General features: G+C 53.3%; 17 protein-coding genes. 11 read left to right on the top strand and 6 right to left on the bottom strand.

The window, feature by feature from the left end:
- Position 1 precedes the first annotated feature (1 nt).
- Both KKH3_RS00730 and KKH3_RS00725 read right to left on the bottom strand, forming a co-directional pair.
- Entirely contained in the window at positions 2 to 685 is a 684-nt protein-coding gene (locus KKH3_RS00730) for a helix-turn-helix transcriptional regulator (RefSeq protein ID WP_039354819.1), read from the bottom strand.
- A gap of 487 nt (positions 686 to 1,172) precedes the next feature.
- Positions 1,173 to 1,637 carry a NanQ anomerase/TabA/YiaL family protein gene (locus KKH3_RS00725; RefSeq protein WP_039279253.1) on the bottom strand — a complete coding sequence of 155 codons (465 nt, stop codon included), beginning with the start codon at positions 1,635 to 1,637 and terminating at the stop codon, positions 1,173 to 1,175.
- A gap of 522 nt (positions 1,638 to 2,159) precedes the next feature.
- On the opposite strand from KKH3_RS00725, the gene pyrB reads away from it, so the two are divergent.
- The 9 genes from pyrB to nrdG all read left to right on the top strand — a co-directional run bounded on the left by pyrB (position 2,160) and on the right by nrdG (position 11,382).
- On the top strand, positions 2,160 to 3,095 hold the full coding sequence (pyrB, locus tag KKH3_RS00720) for an aspartate carbamoyltransferase (protein WP_039354816.1): 936 nt from the start codon (positions 2,160 to 2,162) through the stop codon (positions 3,093 to 3,095).
- Positions 3,096 to 3,110: 15 nt separating this feature from the next.
- A complete protein-coding gene (pyrI, locus tag KKH3_RS00715) occupies positions 3,111 to 3,575 on the top strand; it encodes an aspartate carbamoyltransferase regulatory subunit (protein ID WP_039354813.1) in 465 nt (154 codons plus the stop codon).
- Between the two features lie 98 nt (positions 3,576 to 3,673).
- The gene (ridA, locus tag KKH3_RS00710; protein WP_039354809.1) at positions 3,674 to 4,060 is read left to right on the top strand and encodes a 2-iminobutanoate/2-iminopropanoate deaminase; all 387 of its coding nucleotides are present in this window, start codon (positions 3,674 to 3,676) and stop codon (positions 4,058 to 4,060) included.
- Between the two features lie 218 nt (positions 4,061 to 4,278).
- On the top strand, positions 4,279 to 5,718 hold the full coding sequence (locus tag KKH3_RS00705; protein ID WP_039354805.1) for a circularly permuted type 2 ATP-grasp protein: 1,440 nt from the start codon (positions 4,279 to 4,281) through the stop codon (positions 5,716 to 5,718).
- Complete coding sequence (locus KKH3_RS00700) at positions 5,712 to 6,641, top strand: alpha-E domain-containing protein (RefSeq protein ID WP_039354801.1); 930 nt, start codon at positions 5,712 to 5,714, stop codon at positions 6,639 to 6,641. The genes KKH3_RS00705 and KKH3_RS00700 overlap by 7 nt, the downstream gene beginning before the upstream one ends.
- Entirely contained in the window at positions 6,638 to 7,459 is an 822-nt protein-coding gene (locus tag KKH3_RS00695; protein ID WP_039354799.1) for a transglutaminase family protein, read from the top strand. Before KKH3_RS00700 ends, KKH3_RS00695 begins: the two co-directional genes overlap by 4 nt.
- A 23-nt stretch (positions 7,460 to 7,482) precedes the next feature.
- Entirely contained in the window at positions 7,483 to 8,220 is a 738-nt protein-coding gene (locus tag KKH3_RS00690; protein WP_039354796.1) for a proteasome-type protease, read from the top strand.
- Between the two features lie 478 nt (positions 8,221 to 8,698).
- Positions 8,699 to 10,837 carry an anaerobic ribonucleoside-triphosphate reductase gene (nrdD, locus tag KKH3_RS00685; RefSeq protein WP_039354793.1) on the top strand — a complete coding sequence of 713 codons (2,139 nt, stop codon included), beginning with the start codon at positions 8,699 to 8,701 and terminating at the stop codon, positions 10,835 to 10,837.
- Between the two features lie 80 nt (positions 10,838 to 10,917).
- Positions 10,918 to 11,382 carry an anaerobic ribonucleoside-triphosphate reductase-activating protein gene (nrdG, locus tag KKH3_RS00680; RefSeq protein ID WP_039354789.1) on the top strand — a complete coding sequence of 155 codons (465 nt, stop codon included), beginning with the start codon at positions 10,918 to 10,920 and terminating at the stop codon, positions 11,380 to 11,382.
- Between the two features lie 11 nt (positions 11,383 to 11,393).
- Here the strand turns inward: nrdG and KKH3_RS00675 are convergent, their stop codons facing one another.
- The 3 genes from KKH3_RS00675 to KKH3_RS00665 all read right to left on the bottom strand — a co-directional run bounded on the left by KKH3_RS00675 (position 11,394) and on the right by KKH3_RS00665 (position 13,059).
- Complete coding sequence (locus KKH3_RS00675) at positions 11,394 to 12,047, bottom strand: Rossmann-fold NAD(P)-binding domain-containing protein (protein WP_039354786.1); 654 nt, start codon at positions 12,045 to 12,047, stop codon at positions 11,394 to 11,396.
- Between the two features lie 88 nt (positions 12,048 to 12,135).
- Positions 12,136 to 12,603 carry a YhbP family protein gene (locus KKH3_RS00670; protein ID WP_039354783.1) on the bottom strand — a complete coding sequence of 156 codons (468 nt, stop codon included), beginning with the start codon at positions 12,601 to 12,603 and terminating at the stop codon, positions 12,136 to 12,138.
- A gap of 9 nt (positions 12,604 to 12,612) precedes the next feature.
- The gene (locus KKH3_RS00665) at positions 12,613 to 13,059 is read right to left on the bottom strand and encodes a winged helix-turn-helix transcriptional regulator (RefSeq protein ID WP_039354779.1); all 447 of its coding nucleotides are present in this window, start codon (positions 13,057 to 13,059) and stop codon (positions 12,613 to 12,615) included.
- Positions 13,060 to 13,212: 153 nt separating this feature from the next.
- Between KKH3_RS00665 and KKH3_RS00660 the strand changes: the two genes are divergently transcribed.
- Both KKH3_RS00660 and KKH3_RS00655 read left to right on the top strand, forming a co-directional pair.
- Entirely contained in the window at positions 13,213 to 14,493 is a 1,281-nt protein-coding gene (locus KKH3_RS00660) for an MFS transporter (RefSeq protein ID WP_039354778.1), read from the top strand.
- Between the two features lie 51 nt (positions 14,494 to 14,544).
- Positions 14,545 to 15,897 carry a pyridoxal phosphate-dependent decarboxylase family protein gene (locus KKH3_RS00655; protein WP_039354776.1) on the top strand — a complete coding sequence of 451 codons (1,353 nt, stop codon included), beginning with the start codon at positions 14,545 to 14,547 and terminating at the stop codon, positions 15,895 to 15,897.
- Between the two features lie 97 nt (positions 15,898 to 15,994).
- Here the strand turns inward: KKH3_RS00655 and KKH3_RS00650 are convergent, their stop codons facing one another.
- On the bottom strand, positions 15,995 to 16,453 hold the full coding sequence (locus KKH3_RS00650; protein ID WP_039354773.1) for a hypothetical protein: 459 nt from the start codon (positions 16,451 to 16,453) through the stop codon (positions 15,995 to 15,997).
- Positions 16,454 to 16,585 lie beyond the last annotated feature (132 nt).

The following is a 16,585-nucleotide window of genomic DNA, read 5'->3' as shown; positions in this document are numbered from 1 at the left end:
GTTAGCCTTTGATAATGATATGTCCTTTTTTCAGGAAGAACAGTGGGATGTAGTTATCAAATTTGTTAGCTCTACAGTATTCTTTTAGGCCTGATAGTGAATTTAAGCCTGTTTTTCTGTAGCAGCTTCGGAGTCTGCTATTAACGGCATCGACGGTGATTGAGAGGATGCTGCCAATATCTTTGAGCATCATCCCACAAACCAGCAGGTAAATAACCTCCCATTCCTTCTCAGTAAATATTTTAGAAGGGGGCTCGAAAGTGGAGTGTTGCATTATTGTTCCATTTAGCAACGAGGTCGGCGTGATGATCCTAACATGTCTGACGCTGATAACTGTGCCTATACAATTGTGGTGCTCATCATAGATTGGCTCCTGAACATTGTAGGCAGGCTGCATTATTTTTTCCGTACCTTGAATATGCGTGGTAATGGCTCTCACAGCCTTACCGGTACGTTCTATCTCTCGTTCCTGCTGGTTAAAAATGTCTGAAAATTCAGCGACAGGAACAGGGATATCCCTAATATTCAAACCTTCATAATTATAACGAGTTGATATAGTTTGCCAAGTTTTAAAGGTATTATTAACATAAATAAAACTGGAGTTTGTGTCTTTTATTGCCCAGCCAACGAGGGAATCGTTTTCGAACATTGTGATTAAATTTTCAGGTAATGTAATTTGTTTCATCAGTGCATCCCTACATTAAATTTACCCTACATAAAACATGTCGTACCTAATATGTACCTGTTTATAAAAACCAAAATAGAATAAAAAGTTCGTGACAGGTCAACACCAGGGAAAATTTTACATAATTTAAAGTAATAACATGCCTAGACTCGAAAGGCCATGAGGTTTTCTAGCAAGAAAATCATTTTTTGAATAATGCCAGTCAGCTAAGTAACTGGCTGGCAGTTTACCATCAGGTACCCGTCATACTTCAAGTTGCATGTACGTTCGCTTCATTCGGTCACCCGAGTCACTTACTTGAGTAAGCTCATCGGGATTCCCTCATTCGCCGCGTTACGATGCTCATCTCTGAGCTCCACCCTAAAGGGCTCACGCTTCGCGTTGTTCAAAACGTTAACGTTTTGTCCTGAAACTCGAATTATTTAGGATATAGAGCAATGAGGAATTGCCGAATGAATCAATTTTCCTGCCATTGTTCACTGAAATCTTACACCAGCGACGCGTCGATTTTCACCACGGCTTTGCGCACGTGCGCCGGTTCGCCGACGGCGCACAGCGGTTTGTGCACTTCCCCAGGAAAGAAGACGACAAAGTCCCCTTCCTGCATCACAAACTGTTTTTCCTGTTCGCCCGCAGGCAGGAAAGCAATGTCTTTATCCGCCAGCCAATCGGTATCCGGCTTGCCCGCAGGCAGGTTACTGAACGTCATCCCTTCCACACCGGACAGCACAATCTGAATGTCCAGATACTTAGCGTGATACTCGGCACGGCGTTTTTCCAGCAGATCGGTGCTGTCGTTGGAGATCAGCACAAACACGCTGTTACCCTCGATATCATGCTTGCCCAGCGGCGTGTCTGCCGTAATGTTTTGCTTCACGTACTCAATCGCTTCGCGCAGTTTGGCAGGCAGATAAGGAACCAGTTCAAGGTGGTGGACGTTGCCAGTAATCATAAAAAACCTCATTAATATGAAAATGAAACTCTGTTTTACAATCCTTATACTCTCCAAATGTGACGCCCGCCAGCGTGTTAATACGAAAAAGTGAACTGCCCACCACTCTCCTCAATCGACCTTACTTCACCGACGAACGTTATGCATACAGCACGCAAGCCGCAACCGATTGCGATGCGTAAAAAACCACGTTTTCTGCTTGAAATAGCCTAGTTGGCGCGTATAATTCCCGACAGTTTGCCGGGAGGGGTCATGCACCGTTACACCAAAAAATCCGCTGCTTATGTTGGTTCTCAACCACAACTGCCATCCGGCAGCCAGCCAGCGTTTTCCTTTCCGTTGCTCAATCATTCCATTAAGAAAGCCCCTCAATGAGGGGCTTTTTTTTGTGCCCTATCGCCCACAACGGCGACCCTTACCGGTCAGCACGTTGCGGTATCAAAAGCAAATCAGGCATTGTTTGCCGACAGCTCGGGCAGCCAGATACGACATTTCCTGTTTACTCGTGAGGAGAAAGACAACATGGTCAATCCGCTCTATCAAAAACATATTATTTCGATTAACGACCTCAGCCGGGAAGATTTGGAACTGACGCTGCGTGTAGCCGCCAGCCTGAAAGCCAATCCTCAGCCTGAGTTGTTGAAACATAAAGTGATTGCCAGCTGCTTCTTCGAGGCCTCCACCCGGACGCGTTTATCCTTTGAAACCGCCATGCATCGCCTCGGCGCCTCTGTCGTCGGTTTCGCTGACAGCAACAACACGTCGCTGGGGAAAAAGGGCGAAACGCTCGCCGACACCATTTCCGTCATCAGCCAATACGTTGATGCCATCGTGATGCGTCACCCGCAGGAAGGCGCTTCCCGACTCGCAACCGAATTCTCCGGTGGTATTCCGGTTCTGAACGCCGGCGACGGCGCGAACCAGCACCCGACGCAGACGCTGCTCGATTTGTTCACCATTCAGGAAACGCAGGGTCGGCTGAATAACATCAATATCGCGATGGTCGGTGATTTGAAATATGGCCGCACCGTGCATTCACTCACGCAGGCGCTGGCGAAGTTTGAAGGCAATCGCTTCTACTTCATCGCCCCGGACGCGCTGGCGATGCCGGACTACATTCTGAGCATGCTGAAAGAGAAGAATATTGCTTATAGCTTGCACAACAGCATCGACGACGTCGTCGGCGAGCTGGATATCCTGTACATGACCCGCGTTCAGAAGGAGCGTTTGGATCCGTCTGAATACATCAACATCAAATCCCAGTTTGTCCTGCGTGCTGCCGACCTGCACAGCGCCCGCCCGAATTTGAAAGTGCTGCACCCGCTGCCACGCGTCGATGAGATCACCATTGATGTGGATGCCACGCCTTACGCCTATTATTTCCAGCAGGCAGGTAACGGCATTTACGCCCGTCAGGCGCTGCTGGCGCTGGTCCTGAATCGCGAACTGGTTCTGTAAGAGGAAGAAGCCATCATGACACACGATAATAAATTACAGGTTGAAGCGATCAAACGTGGCACGGTGATCGACCACATTCCCGCACAGGTGGGTTTTAAGCTGCTAACGCTGTTTAAACTGACCGCAACAGACCAGCGCATCACCATCGGCCTGAACTTGCCGTCCAACCACCTTGGGCGCAAAGATCTGATCAAGATCGAGAACGTTTTCCTGACTGAACAACAGGCGAATCAGTTGGCGATCTACGCACCGCAGGCTACCGTCAATCAGATTGATGAGTATGACGTGGTACGCAAGCTGGTGCCAACGCTGCCAGACTACATTACCGGCGTGCTCACCTGCCCGAACAGCAACTGCATCAGCCGCAGCGAGCCGGTTTCGTCATCATTCAGCGTGAAGCAGCGCGACGGCGACGTTCACCTGAAGTGTAAGTACTGCGAAAAAGAGTTTGAGCGTCAGGCTGTGCTGCAAGATTGCTAGTTTTCTGCGTTGCCCCGTAATGGACATTGCCTGTCGCGGGGCTTTTTTGAATAATGGCGGCGTCCGCGTTTCTTTTACGCCCCCATCAAGGAGATACCATGTCACGCATTATTAGCACTGAGCACGCCCCAGCCGCCATCGGCCCTTATGTTCAGGGCGTCGACCTTGGCAGCATGATCTTCACATCCGGCCAGATCCCTGTGAATCCGAAAAGCGGCCTGGTGGCAGATAACATCACCGCTCAGACACGCCAGTCACTGGAAAACGTTCAGGCGATTGTGGAAGCCGCTGGCCTGAAAGTTTCCGATATCGTGAAAATGACCGTGTTCGTGAAAGACCTGCACGATTTCGCGCTTGTGAACACCGCATATGAGGCCTTCTTCAACGAACATAGCGCACCGTTCCCGGCTCGCTCTTGCGTTGAAGTCGCTCGCCTGCCAAAAGACGTAAAAATCGAAATTGAAGCGATCGCCGTTCGTCGCTAAGTTTCATGATTGAACGCCCCCTAACAAGACGCACCATCATGGCTGCGTCTTGTTGATTTCTCGCCGTTTTTTCCCCTCATTTCAGTGCAACCACTTCTCTCTGCGCACCAATACAGGGCAAAGCGTTGACGATTTTCTGACAACAACGTGCTTTTTCAAAATGGCGCATTTTATGCATTGTCCTATTATCGCTATTAAGCGTAATGCTGGGGATGACAATGATAAAAATGAAGCTTCCGACTGCGCCTTATTACGACGAGATGCTCTCGTCCGAAGGCAAACAACGTAAACACTACAATTCTTATTGGCAGTGGCTACAGCAAACCGACCAGCATGCCATCCGACAAAAGAAAGAGCAGGCAGAGCTGCTCTTTCACCGCGTCGGTATTACTTTCAACGTTTATGGTGAGGAAGGCGGCACCGAGCGCCTTATTCCGTTCGATAGCGTACCGCGTATTATTCCCGCTCACGAATGGCAGTTGCTCGATCGCGGCATTCGTCAGCGGGTACAGGCGCTGAACGCATTTCTTTACGATATTTATCACCAGCAGCACATTCTCAACGCGGGCATTATTCCCCGTGAACAGGTGCTGGCGAACGAGCAATATCAGCCCTGTATGCAGGGAGTAAACCTGCATAACAACATTTACGCCCATATCACGGGGATTGATATGGTGCGCAACAGCGACGGTAATTATTACGTGCTGGAAGACAATTTGCGCACCCCATCCGGCGTTTCTTACATGCTGGAAAACCGCAAAATGATGATGCGTCTCTACCCGGATCTGTTTGCCAGCCAGCACATCGCGCCCGTCGAACGCTACCCTAGCTATCTGCTACAAACGTTGCGTGAAAGTACGCAGGTTGACGATCCTACCGTGGTCGTGATGACGCCGGGCCGTTTCAACAGTGCCTACTTCGAACACAGCTTTCTGGCACAGCAAATGGGCGTCGAGCTGGTAGAAAGTGCCGATTTGTTCGTCAAAGCCGGTGCCGTCTATATGCGCACGACAGAAGGGCCTTGTCAGGTGGATGTAATTTATCGCCGTGTCGATGATGCCTTCCTCGATCCGCTGGCGTTTCGTGCCGACTCAATGCTTGGCGTACCCGGTTTGCTGTCCGTCTATCGCGCAGGTGGCGTCGTGTTAGCGAATGCCGTCGGGACTGGCGTTGCCGACGATAAATCCATCTATCCCTACGTGCCGGACATGATCCGTTTCTATCTGTCTGAAGAACCGATTCTCAGTAATATTCCCACTTGGCAGTGCCGCGACCCAAAAGCTCTCCGCTATGTGCTCGATCATCTGGACAGCATGGTGGTGAAAGAAGTCCACGGCGCAGGCGGCTATGGCATGCTGGTCGGCCCGCGCGCGACACGTCAGGAAATTGAGATGTTCCGCCAGCGCTTACTGGCAAACCCGCACAACTATATTGGTCAGGAAACGCTGGCGCTCTCCACCTGCCCGACATTTATCGATGATGGCTTAGCGCCTCGTCATATCGATCTTCGCCCTTTTGCGCTATCCGGCGAGGAAATCCGCCTGATTCCGGGCGGCCTGACGCGTGTTGCCCTCACCGAAGGCTCTCTGGTCGTCAACTCCTCGCAAGGCGGCGGCACCAAAGATACATGGGTCATGGAGGGGGACGAATCATGCTAAGCCGTACCGCAAGTGAACTGTATTGGATGGCTCGCTATCTGGAACGGGCGGAAAGCCTTGCCCGTGTGTTGGATGTGACCTACAAACTCTCGATGATGCCGAGCCACAGCCAGCAACAACACGATCTGGCGTTGCCGCTAAATCTGACGATGACGCATGAATTATTTCAGCAGCGCTACGCCCAGTTTTCCATGAACAACCTGCTGAATTTCTTCGCGCTGGACAACCAGAACCCGAGCAGTATCTACAACTGCATCGAAATGGCGTGGAATAACGCACACGCCGTGCGTGGCAGCCTCTCTTCCGAGGTGTGGGAATGCATCAATACTACCCGCATCGACATTCGCAATCTGCGGCACCAGGGCGTGGATACCATCGGTATTGATGCGTTTTTTGACTGGGTAAAAGAGCGTTCTCACCTGTTTCGCGGCGCGATGTTCGGCACGCTGCTGCGCAATGATGCCCAGTGTTTTATCCGTCTTGGTACGCTGATTGAGCGCGCCTATGCGACCGCACAGTTACTGAATATTAAACATCAGCAGCTCCATAACGACCCCGATCCGGTGCGTGAGTATTATCGTCTGGATACCCTGCTGCGAGCAGTGAGCGCACGCGAGGCTTACCACAGTATCTATCGCCAGCCGATCAGCCCGGAAACCGTGACGGAACTGCTCGTCTTGCGTGAGGACATACCGCGTTCTCTGCACGCCTGCGTCAGCGATCTGGTGCAGCAACTGGAGGCCATCGGTAGCCAGCGAGCCAGAGTGCCTCATCGGCTTGCCCACCTGCTGCACGTTGAGCTGCGTTTCAGCACGTTGGATGACATTCTGGCGCAGGATCTCCCCAGCTATCTCAACCACTTTATCGGCAAGATTAACGAACTGGCTGACAGCATCCGTCACACTTATCTGGAGGCGTTATGAAACTGACCGTCAACCACCTTACGCACTACCGCTATGATGAAGAAGTGAAATTCAGCACCCAGTATCTGCGCCTGACGCCGCAAGATTCCGCGCACCAAAGAATACGTGAATGGAAACTGACCCTGCCTGTTCCCGCCGTTCAAACCACCGATGCGTATGGTAATGTGCTGCATGTGCTAACGCTCGACCACCCGCACCATGACATTACGATTCATGCAGAAGGCATCGTCGATATTATCGACAGCGAAGAAGGAGAAGATTCAAGCGTACAGGGCGATCTGTCGCCGCTGGTTTTTTTACGCATGACGCCGCTCACCGAAGCTGATAGCAATATTCGGGCGTTTGCGCAGCGTTATTATCGGCAAGACGCGCCGGAAGAGAGCCTGAATACGCTGATGGCGGAATTGCAATTGAAAATGCCGTATACTCCCGGCGCAACACAGGTTCAGGATAGCGCCGCTGCCGTGTTTGCCATGCAGAAAGGCGTTTGTCAGGACCATACTCATGTCTTTCTGGCCTGTTGCCGCAGCCTGAGTATTCCGGCACGCTATGTCAGTGGCTACGTATACAGTCAGGACACCAAGCATGTTGCGATGCATGCCTGGGCGGAAGTCTGGCTGAACGGAAAGTGGCAAGGATTCGACATTACCAACAGTACCCGCCAGCTCCACCAGCATCTGTGGCTGGCCGTGGGGATGGATTATATGGATGCCTGCCCGGTACGCGGTACGCGACTGGGAGGTGGATGCGAAGAGATGTTTTCAGAGGCTGAAGTACGTTTGTTTGCGCGGCAACAGCAGGTACAGCAGCAACAATAGACTTGTTAACAAAAAGGTACTTTATGACGTACTGTGTCGCCATGTGTCTGTCTGACGGCCTGGTTTTTGCTTCTGACTCCCGCACCAATGCAGGCGTTGATCACATTGCAACGTTCAAAAAATTGCATGTCTTTCAGCACGATGCAGAACGGATATTCGTTATCCAATGTGCAGGAAATCTGGCAACCACGCAAAGCATCATCAGCCTGCTCAGCGCCCGAATCAATACGCAACACACACCGAACCTGATGCAGATGGGATCGATGTATGATGCTGCGATGCTACTTGGGGAAACGGTGCGGGAAGTCATTCACCGCGATAGCAGTGCGCAACAGAACAGCAGCAACACCAATTTTGGCTGTAATATGCTGCTGGGCGGGCAGATCGGCGGCGATACCCATCGACTATTTCATATTTACCCAGAAGGCAACTTCATCGAGGCCACGCCGGATACCCCCTACTTCCAAATCGGCGAAAGCAAATACGGTAAACCGATTATCGATCGTGTATTAACGATGGATACGCCGCTGGAGCAAGCCATGTGCTGTGCGCTGATTTCCATTGATTCGACGCTGCGCAGTAACCTGTCTGTCGGACTGCCATTGGATGTCATGATTTACCGTAGCGACAGTTTTGACAGCAGCGAACAGCAGCGTGTTACTGAAGACAACGCCTATTTTTCCACTATCCGTAAAGCATGGTCTGAAGGGCTGCTGAATACCTTCCGTCAACTTCCCCCTTTCCCTGACATTCAACAGTAATCCGCCCCTCGTTGGCATTCGGTAGCCGCAACCACAACGGGCTACCGAATGCCAAAAAACAGCCTCTGCTATTTCTAATGTCAGTCACGTAAGCCCACTGTGTTTCCCTGTGCATCTCGATGTCAGACGATCGGCATGACGCTGCCATTTCGGATTTTTCTGTCTTTTCACGTTAGCTGACAGTAAAAACGCCCCGATTATTTCACCAGACCGCGTACCGCAAGCTTTCATAGACCTTACACAAAAAATGGTTAAATTTTGGTCAAGCTCGATTTATCTACTAGGTAAGAATTTCTTTGCTCTACATCAATTTTACAGCGATAAAAGCGCAAACACCCCTACGCAATTTCAATATATAGTGCCTATCCTGTAAACATGAACTACATATAGTGTTTATCCACAGTGTCATCCACAGCCTCCTGTAACCCTTGCCAGTTACGGTTTTCGCCTGTGGATAACCTTTCCAGAGGAAGAAAACGTGAAACCAGTAGTGATTAAACGGGACGGTTGCCAGGTGCCTTTTGATGAAGTGCGCATCAAAGAGGCGGTCGAACGCGCGGCACATGCAGCCGGTGTCCATGATGCAGACTACTGTGCAACTGTGGCCTGTGCGGTCGCTCAACAAATGCAGAATAAATCGCGCGTGGATATCCGCGATATTCAGGACGCAGTCGAAAACCTGCTGATGTCCGGCAATTACAAACAACTGGCGCGTACCTACATCGAATACCGTCATGACCGCGATATTGCGCGTGAACGCCACGGTCGCCTGAATCAGGAAATTCGCGGTCTGGTCGAGCAGAGCAACATGGCGCTGCTGAACGAGAACGCCAACAAAGACAGTAAAGTGATCCCCACCCAGCGCGATCTTCTGGCGGGTATTGTCGCCAAGCATTACGCCAAACAGTACATCCTGCCGCGTGATGTGGTACTGGCACACGAACGCGGTGAGATTCACTATCACGATCTCGACTACTCACCCTTTTTCCCGATGTTTAACTGCATGCTGATCGACCTGAACGGCATGCTGACCAACGGTTTCAAAATGGGTAACGCGGAGATTGAGCCACCGAAGTCTATCTCAACCGCGACTGCCGTCACCGCGCAGATTATCGCGCAGGTCGCCAGCCACATTTATGGCGGCACTACGATTAACCGTATCGATGAAATTCTGGCACCGTTCGTCACCGCCAGCCATGCGAAACATAAAGCCATTGCGGAAGAATGGCAGATCCCCGATGCGGACAACTATGCCTTAACTCGCACGGAAAAAGAGTGCTACGACGCGTTCCAGTCACTGGAATACGAAGTCAACACGCTCCACACCGCTAACGGCCAGACGCCGTTCGTGACCTTTGGCTTCGGGCTCGGCACCACTTGGGAATCGCGTCTGATTCAGGAGTCCATCCTGCGCAACCGCATTGCCGGGCTGGGTAAAAACCACAAAACGGCGGTATTCCCAAAACTGGTTTTCGCTATCCGCGACGGTCTGAACCACAAAGCAGGCGATCCGAATTACGATATCAAACAGCTCGCGCTGGAGTGCGCCAGCAAGCGCATGTACCCGGATATTCTGAACTACGATCAGGTCGTGAACGTCACCGGTTCGTTTAAAACGCCTATGGGCTGCCGCAGCTTCCTCGGCGTTTATGAAGAGAACGGCCAGCAGATTCACGATGGTCGCAATAACTTAGGTGTAATCAGCCTGAACCTGCCACGCATCGCGCTGGAGGCCGAAGGCAATGAAGATCGCTTCTGGACGCTGCTCGACCAACGTCTGGTTCTGGCGAAAAAAGCGCTGATGACACGTATTGCACGTCTGGAAAGCGTGAAAGCTCGCGTTGCGCCAATCCTGTATATGGAAGGGGCTTGCGGCGTGCGCTTAAAAGCGGACGACAGCATTGCGGACATCTTCAAGAATGGACGCGCCTCAATTTCGCTGGGCTATATCGGCCTGCATGAAACGATTAACGCGCTCTTCGGTAACCAAACGCATGTCTTTGATGACGACGCGCTGCGTGCCAAAGCCGTGGCCGTTATCACTCGCCTGAAAGCCGCCACCGAACAGTGGAAAGACGAAACGGGATATGGCTTCAGCCTGTACAGCACGCCGAGTGAAAACCTGTGCGACCGCTTCTGCCGTTTGGATACCGCTGAGTTTGGCGTCGTGCAGGGCGTGACGGACAAAGGGTATTACACCAACAGTTTCCATCTTGATGTGGAGAAGAAGGTGAACCCTTACCAGAAAATCGACTTTGAGCTGCCCTATCCGCCGCTGGCTAACGGTGGGTTCATTTGCTACGGCGAATACCCGAACCTGCAACACAACCTCAAAGCGCTGGAAGACGTATGGGATTACAGCTACAGCCGCGTGCCTTACTACGGCACCAACACGCCGATCGACGAATGCTATGAGTGTGGCTTTACCGGTGAATTCGAGTGCACCAGCAAAGGCTTCACCTGCCCAAAATGCGGCAACCACGATTCGGCCCGCGTTTCCGTCACGCGCCGCGTGTGCGGCTACCTCGGTAGCCCGGATGCACGCCCGTTCAACGCGGGTAAGCAGGAAGAAGTGAAGCGTCGAATCAAGCATTTAGGCAACGGTCAACTGGGGTGATCCCTTCCGGGCCGCCGCAATGCGGCCCACTTTCGCGGCACCGTCAGCACGCGCCCGCTTCATAACATGGGCTCTACCGTATGAATTACCACCAGTATTATCCCGTTGATGTCGTCAACGGCCCCGGCACCCGCTGCACGCTGTTTGTCGCTGGCTGCGTGCATGAGTGTGTGGGGTGCTACAACAAAAGCACCTGGCGACTCAACTCCGGCCAGCCGTTTACGCAGGAACAGGAAGATAGGATCATCGCCGATCTCCAGGATACCGCGATCCCGCGGCAGGGAATTTCGCTGTCTGGCGGCGATCCGCTTCACCCTCAGAATGTGCCTGACATCCTGCGGCTGGTCGAGCGGATACGCGCAGAATGCCCAGGCAAAGATATCTGGGTCTGGACGGGTTACGTACTGGCGGAACTCACACCGGAGCAACAGCGGGTGGTCGATCTCATCAACGTATTAGTCGATGGAAAATTTGTGCAAGATCTGAAAGATCCCGCACTGATCTGGCGCGGCAGCAGCAATCAGGTTGTCCATCACCTGCGTTGATCGACAGGAGGCTACTGAAGCGCCTGTTGCTTACCCAGTGAACGTAATTGATCGGATTCCAGCACGGTAACCCGTGCTTTGGGTTCGGGTGAGAACGCCTGATTCAGTAAGGCCTGCGCGACCGTTCTCCCCTCAATCGCCCGCCATTTTGCCGGGAACAGGCGGAACAGCGGGGCAGCCAGACTTTCTAGCGGACGGCTGTCCTCTCTTTCCCCCAGCAGCATCGACGGCTGTGCCAATGTCAGATGCTGCCAGCCTTGCTGACGCAGTGATTTTTCCGCTTCTCCCTTCACTCGCGAATAGAAGAAAGGCGACGTCGCACTCGCACTCAGAGAACTGACGACCAACAGGTGGGTCGCGCCCAGCGCCAGCGCCACTTTTGATCCTTCCACCACCAGCGTGTAATCCACATAGCGGAATGCCTGCTTACTGCCTGCTGTCTTAAGCGTCGATCCCAGACAGCAAAATGCGATGTCGACAGGATCGGTCAATTGAGCCAGCGCGGCAGACAAATCGGGAGCGTGTGGATTGACCACTTTTTCCGACGGTGCCAGCGGCTTACGGGTCGGCGCATAGATCGTCTCCACACGATTATTGGCTTTCAACAGCTGCAACAATTCGTGCCCCACTAACCCCGTTGCACCTAATAACAGTACTCGGCTCATCAGTTTTCCCCCTTGCTCTACGTCTTTTACTATCCCATCTTTTTACGTTTATGTTCTTATCTATGACGACGGTTATCTTTGAAGAACGTTAGCGCTGACAAGCCTGCTCGTCGCGCTGCCAGTGGCGTTTCTTACCAAAACCCAGCGTATTGTCCGTCATTTTGACTTCTGTCAGATCGAGCCGCCAGATCGGCGCTTGCGATGCCCGGGCAATAGGGAAACGCGCGTTGTACCGTGCTCTAGCCAGCTGCGCGTCATCCCCTTCCAACTGCACCGCCTGCGCCCGAAACTGCACGCCCTTAATCAGCATCACACTCTTCGGCTGGCCGCTAACCGTACCCGCCACCTGCGACAGCCTTGCCATGATTTCACCGTGGCGCGTCTGCAACTCGGTCATTAGATAGAAGGCTATTTGTTGATCGTCATAAGTATAGAAGCAACTCGCACACCATAATTCCGAATTTTCACCCACGCATAGCGTCAGGACGTGCAACTTCTTCAAATAGCGGGAGATTGCCTGAAGATCGCTGCTTGTTTCTCTCGGTTCTTTCTGCATTTCGCTACCTTAATCCACTTTCTGAACGAACGTATCCTGCCCGACCAACCGTTGCCCTTGCGCAGAACGCGGCAACATGGTTTGCAGAGGCTGCCCGGTGTGTTTATCCAATAGCAGGGAGTGAGATTCCCCCTCCGCAAACAGCTGCTGCTCCCCCCACTGGCGTAGCGCCACGACGAGCGGGAATAGCTGTTCGCCTTTTGGCGTCAGGATATATTCCTGATAGGCCGAGGTTTCGGAAACGGGCTGAACGGACAAAATGCCTTCGTCGACCAGAGTACGCAGACGATCGGTAAGAATATTTTTAGCAACACCTAAACTGCGTTGAAAATCGCCGAAACGGCGGCGATTGTCGAAGGCATCGCGGATAATTAGCAATGCCCAGCGATCGCCAACCACATCCAGCGCGCGGGCGACGGGACACGCATCCTCTTTCAGACTTTTGCGCTTCACCATGAATACCTCCTCCCCTTTTTCCTGTTCATCCTGCCTGCCTTACCCACAGGCTGAAAACTGACCGTGTGTTTTTTGGTTGCAGAATAAAACCAGAATATTTATGCTTCAACTGGTTTTATTTTGAAACCAAACTAAGTAGTGAAAGCCAATACGATGAAAACAAACCCTATTCATACCACGTCATCTGCCACCGAAGGCGATCTTTACAGCACGCTTTGCAACACGATGCCACCTACGCAGACGTCATTACCGCGCGCTTTAGTTTTGCTGTTTGCCTGTGCCAGCGCCCTCAGCGTCGCCAATGTCTATTACGCACAGCCGCTGCTGGATGCATTATCGGTAGATTTTCACATCAGTATCGCTGCCGTTGGCGGTGTGATGACCGCAACGCAGCTTGGCTGTGCGCTGGCATTAATTCTGCTGGTACCGCTGGGCGATATCCTCAATCGGCGCTATTTGATGCTGACCCAGTTGGGTGCGCTCATCGTGGCGTTGATCGCCGTTGGGCTATCCACCACACCCTTGTCTTTATTGAGCGGTATGCTGGCCGTGGGCATGCTCGGCACGGCAATGACGCAGGGGCTGATTGCTTATGCCGCGACGGCTGCCGCACCGCAGGAGCGCGGGCGCGTGGTGGGTGCGGCACAGGGCGGCGTGGTGATTGGGCTGTTGCTCGCGCGCGTGCTATCCGGCTTCATCGCCGATCTAGCAGGCTGGCGCAGCGTGTACTTTCTCTCCGCGCTGCTGATGCTCCTGCTTGCCGTGCTTTTATGGCGTGCGCTCCCGCATCAGCCACCTACCCGGCAACGCCCGCGCTATTCCGCGTTGCTGATTTCTATGCTGACCCTGTTGCGTAAAGAACGGGTGTTGCAAATACGTGGCGTCATCGCTTTACTGATGTTTGCTGCCCTGAGCATTTTCTGGAGCGCACTGGTTCTGCCGCTGAGTCGTGAACCGTATTTCTTTTCTCATACGGTCATCGGTGCGTTTGGTCTGGTCGGTATTCTCGGCGCATTGGCGGCCGTGAAAGCGGGTTCGCTAGCCGATAAAGGGCGAGAACAATGGGTCAGCGGCATCGCCCTGTTATTGTTGCTGACATCGTGGCTACCGCTGTGGCTAGCGCCCTATTCTCTCTTCGCACTGATGGTCGGCATCATCGCGCTCGATCTGGGCGGACAGGCCATTCACGTCGCCAACCAAAGCATGATTTTCAAGACACCCCCTGATGCGCACAGCCGTCTGGTTGGCTGTTATATGCTGTTTTATAGCATCGGCAGCGGGCTGGGTGCGATGGCAACCACCGCGGCGTATGACGCTGCTGGCTGGTCAGGCGTGTGCCTCCTTGGTGCAGCCGTCAGCCTGCTGGCGCTGCTTTTCTGGAAAATGACACTGCACGTTTCGGCTCCGTCACCGACCGCCTCCACGCCATCGTGATAGCGGAACAACGCTTCTTGATAAGAACAACCATATTGATAAGGGAAAAACATGAGCGAACTGACTTTACTGGCTGATGCCGACGAGCGCGGCCGACGTTATCTGGCTGAGACTGCACAGCGTCGGGTTTTCCCCGATGCAGATGCCCTCGCGGCGCTGGCGCGTTTTGATGAAATGCTGCCGCAACAGGGCTTCTCGCCCGAAAGCACACTGGCGCTGCTGGATGAAGTCGGTTCACCGGCCACGACCGCTTCCAATGGCCCGAACTATTTCGGCTTTGTTATCGGTGCCTCGTTACCAGTTGCCGCCGCCTCCGAACGATTGATGATCGCCTGGGATCAGTGCGCGTCCACCTTTGATAATTCGCCGGTATCCGCCACGCTGGAACGCCTCGCCAGCCGCTGGGTTCTGGATGCGCTGAACTTACCCAAAGAAAGCGCCGTGGGTTTCGGCACCAGCGCCACCGCCTGTACGCTTTCCTGTCTGGTCGCCGCGCGTCGTGCCCTGCTGGCAAAACAGGGCTGGGATTTTGACAACGAGGGGCTGAGCGGCGCGCCTGAAATTAAGGTCGTGATTTCGGAACTGACGCACATCACCGTCAAGAAAGCGCTACGCGTACTCGGCTTTGGTCTGCGCCATTTACGCCTCGCGCCCGTTAATGCGTTTGGACAGATTGATGTGGCGCAGCTTCCTCCGCTGGACGATCGCACGATTCTTTGTTTACAGGCGGGCGAGGTAAACACGGGCGAGTTCGATGACTTTGTGCAGATCATTCCCATCGCGAAAGCGGCGGGCACCTGGGTTCACGTTGATGGCGCATTCGGACTCTGGGCCAGAGCGTCATCCCACTCTGCACTCACCGATGGCATCGAACTGGCCGACAGTTGGACAACGGACGCGCATAAATGGCTGAACACCCCCTACGACTGTGCAATGGCGATTTGCCGCGATGCGGACGTACTGGCCGAAGCGATGAACGCAGATGCGGTTTATTCCAGTGCAGCACGCGATGCGCAGAAGAATCTGACGCTCGAATTTTCCCGTCGCCCACGCGGCATTCCGGTGTGGGCAGCACTGCGTACTCTGGGGCGTGATGGCGTAGCGGAGATGGTCGAACGACACTGCCGACAGGCAACATTCATCGCCGACGGCCTGCGTCATGCGGGTTTTGAGGTACTGAATCGGGTTGTGCTGAATCAGGTTCTGCTACGCGGGGAAACCGACAGCCAAACGACAGCAATACGAGAGGCGTTGCAGGCTTCGGGCAAAGCATGGTTTGGCGGCACCGTCTGGCAAGGACGTCCGGCACTGCGCATCAGCATGTCATCCTGGCGCACGCAGGACGACAACGTACAGGCGTTGATCGCACTGCTGACGGAGATCAAAGCTCGAACCCCACGCTGAACGAAGCCTAGAGCGATGAGCGCGGTATAAAACGACTATCCCCGTAAACACGGGGATAGAGAAGGGGACGTCATCCAATTATGCGTGCCAACATGCGCTAGACGTAAACGCTAATGCTGGAGACCTGCCCCTGAAAGCGGTTCAGCGCCTCGGCGGCACGCTGCAAGCTTTCGGTATTTTGCACTTCGCTACGGGATGATGCGCCAGCGACACCTTGCTGAATGGTGTCGAAAACATTAATCGGCTGGAACGCATTGGAAGGCGGAATACTTCCCCCTTCAGCTCTCGGCGATGACACAAAACCCAGCAGCGCGGAACCATCCTCACGCCCCAACCGACCACTGCTGACCAGGCCTTCGACCGTTTCATACAGTTCGGCAGGGCTGATGCGGGTAAAATCATACCGCGTCGTCTGGGCAGCAGGAACGGCACCGCTGCCCGCCTGATAAGACTGAAGCTGTTCGGACAGTGCCACTTTCTCTGCATGCTCTGTCGAACGCTTCGCCATCACCTGCTGGCTGGCAAAGACGGACGACTCTGCGGCTTCAACTTTCATATCACCTCCTTACGGTAACGTATGGAAGACAAAAATCATTGGCATAGCACGCCACCATTACGGTGACTGCAAAAAATAGCGTGCTTTAATACTGACACGCAATCCCCCATCGCGCCAGCCAAAAGCGGGATT

This window comes from Pectobacterium actinidiae, assembly GCF_000803315.1.
Lineage (GTDB): Bacteria > Pseudomonadota > Gammaproteobacteria > Enterobacterales > Enterobacteriaceae > Pectobacterium > Pectobacterium actinidiae.
Note: the sequence above shows the minus strand (reverse complement) of the source record. Positions and strands in the feature narration are given on the sequence as shown.

Excerpts from the sequence above, each read along its gene's own strand:
- KKH3_RS00730 (WP_039354819.1), bottom strand. The coding sequence starts at position 685 with ATGAAACAAATTACATTACCTGAAAATTTAATCACAATGTTCGAAAAC.
- KKH3_RS00725 (WP_039279253.1), bottom strand. The coding sequence starts at position 1,637 with ATGATTACTGGCAACGTCCACCACCTTGAACTGGTTCCTTATCTGCCT.
- pyrB (WP_039354816.1), top strand. The coding sequence starts at position 2,160 with ATGGTCAATCCGCTCTATCAAAAACATATTATTTCGATTAACGACCTC.
- pyrI (WP_039354813.1), top strand. The coding sequence starts at position 3,111 with ATGACACACGATAATAAATTACAGGTTGAAGCGATCAAACGTGGCACG.
- ridA (WP_039354809.1), top strand. The coding sequence starts at position 3,674 with ATGTCACGCATTATTAGCACTGAGCACGCCCCAGCCGCCATCGGCCCT.
- KKH3_RS00705 (WP_039354805.1), top strand. The coding sequence starts at position 4,279 with ATGATAAAAATGAAGCTTCCGACTGCGCCTTATTACGACGAGATGCTC.
- KKH3_RS00700 (WP_039354801.1), top strand. The coding sequence starts at position 5,712 with ATGCTAAGCCGTACCGCAAGTGAACTGTATTGGATGGCTCGCTATCTG.
- KKH3_RS00695 (WP_039354799.1), top strand. The coding sequence starts at position 6,638 with ATGAAACTGACCGTCAACCACCTTACGCACTACCGCTATGATGAAGAA.
- KKH3_RS00690 (WP_039354796.1), top strand. The coding sequence starts at position 7,483 with ATGACGTACTGTGTCGCCATGTGTCTGTCTGACGGCCTGGTTTTTGCT.
- nrdG (WP_039354789.1), top strand. The coding sequence starts at position 10,918 with ATGAATTACCACCAGTATTATCCCGTTGATGTCGTCAACGGCCCCGGC.
- KKH3_RS00675 (WP_039354786.1), bottom strand. The coding sequence starts at position 12,047 with ATGAGCCGAGTACTGTTATTAGGTGCAACGGGGTTAGTGGGGCACGAA.
- KKH3_RS00670 (WP_039354783.1), bottom strand. The coding sequence starts at position 12,603 with ATGCAGAAAGAACCGAGAGAAACAAGCAGCGATCTTCAGGCAATCTCC.
- KKH3_RS00665 (WP_039354779.1), bottom strand. The coding sequence starts at position 13,059 with ATGGTGAAGCGCAAAAGTCTGAAAGAGGATGCGTGTCCCGTCGCCCGC.
- KKH3_RS00660 (WP_039354778.1), top strand. The coding sequence starts at position 13,213 with ATGAAAACAAACCCTATTCATACCACGTCATCTGCCACCGAAGGCGAT.
- KKH3_RS00655 (WP_039354776.1), top strand. The coding sequence starts at position 14,545 with ATGAGCGAACTGACTTTACTGGCTGATGCCGACGAGCGCGGCCGACGT.
- KKH3_RS00650 (WP_039354773.1), bottom strand. The coding sequence starts at position 16,453 with ATGAAAGTTGAAGCCGCAGAGTCGTCCGTCTTTGCCAGCCAGCAGGTG.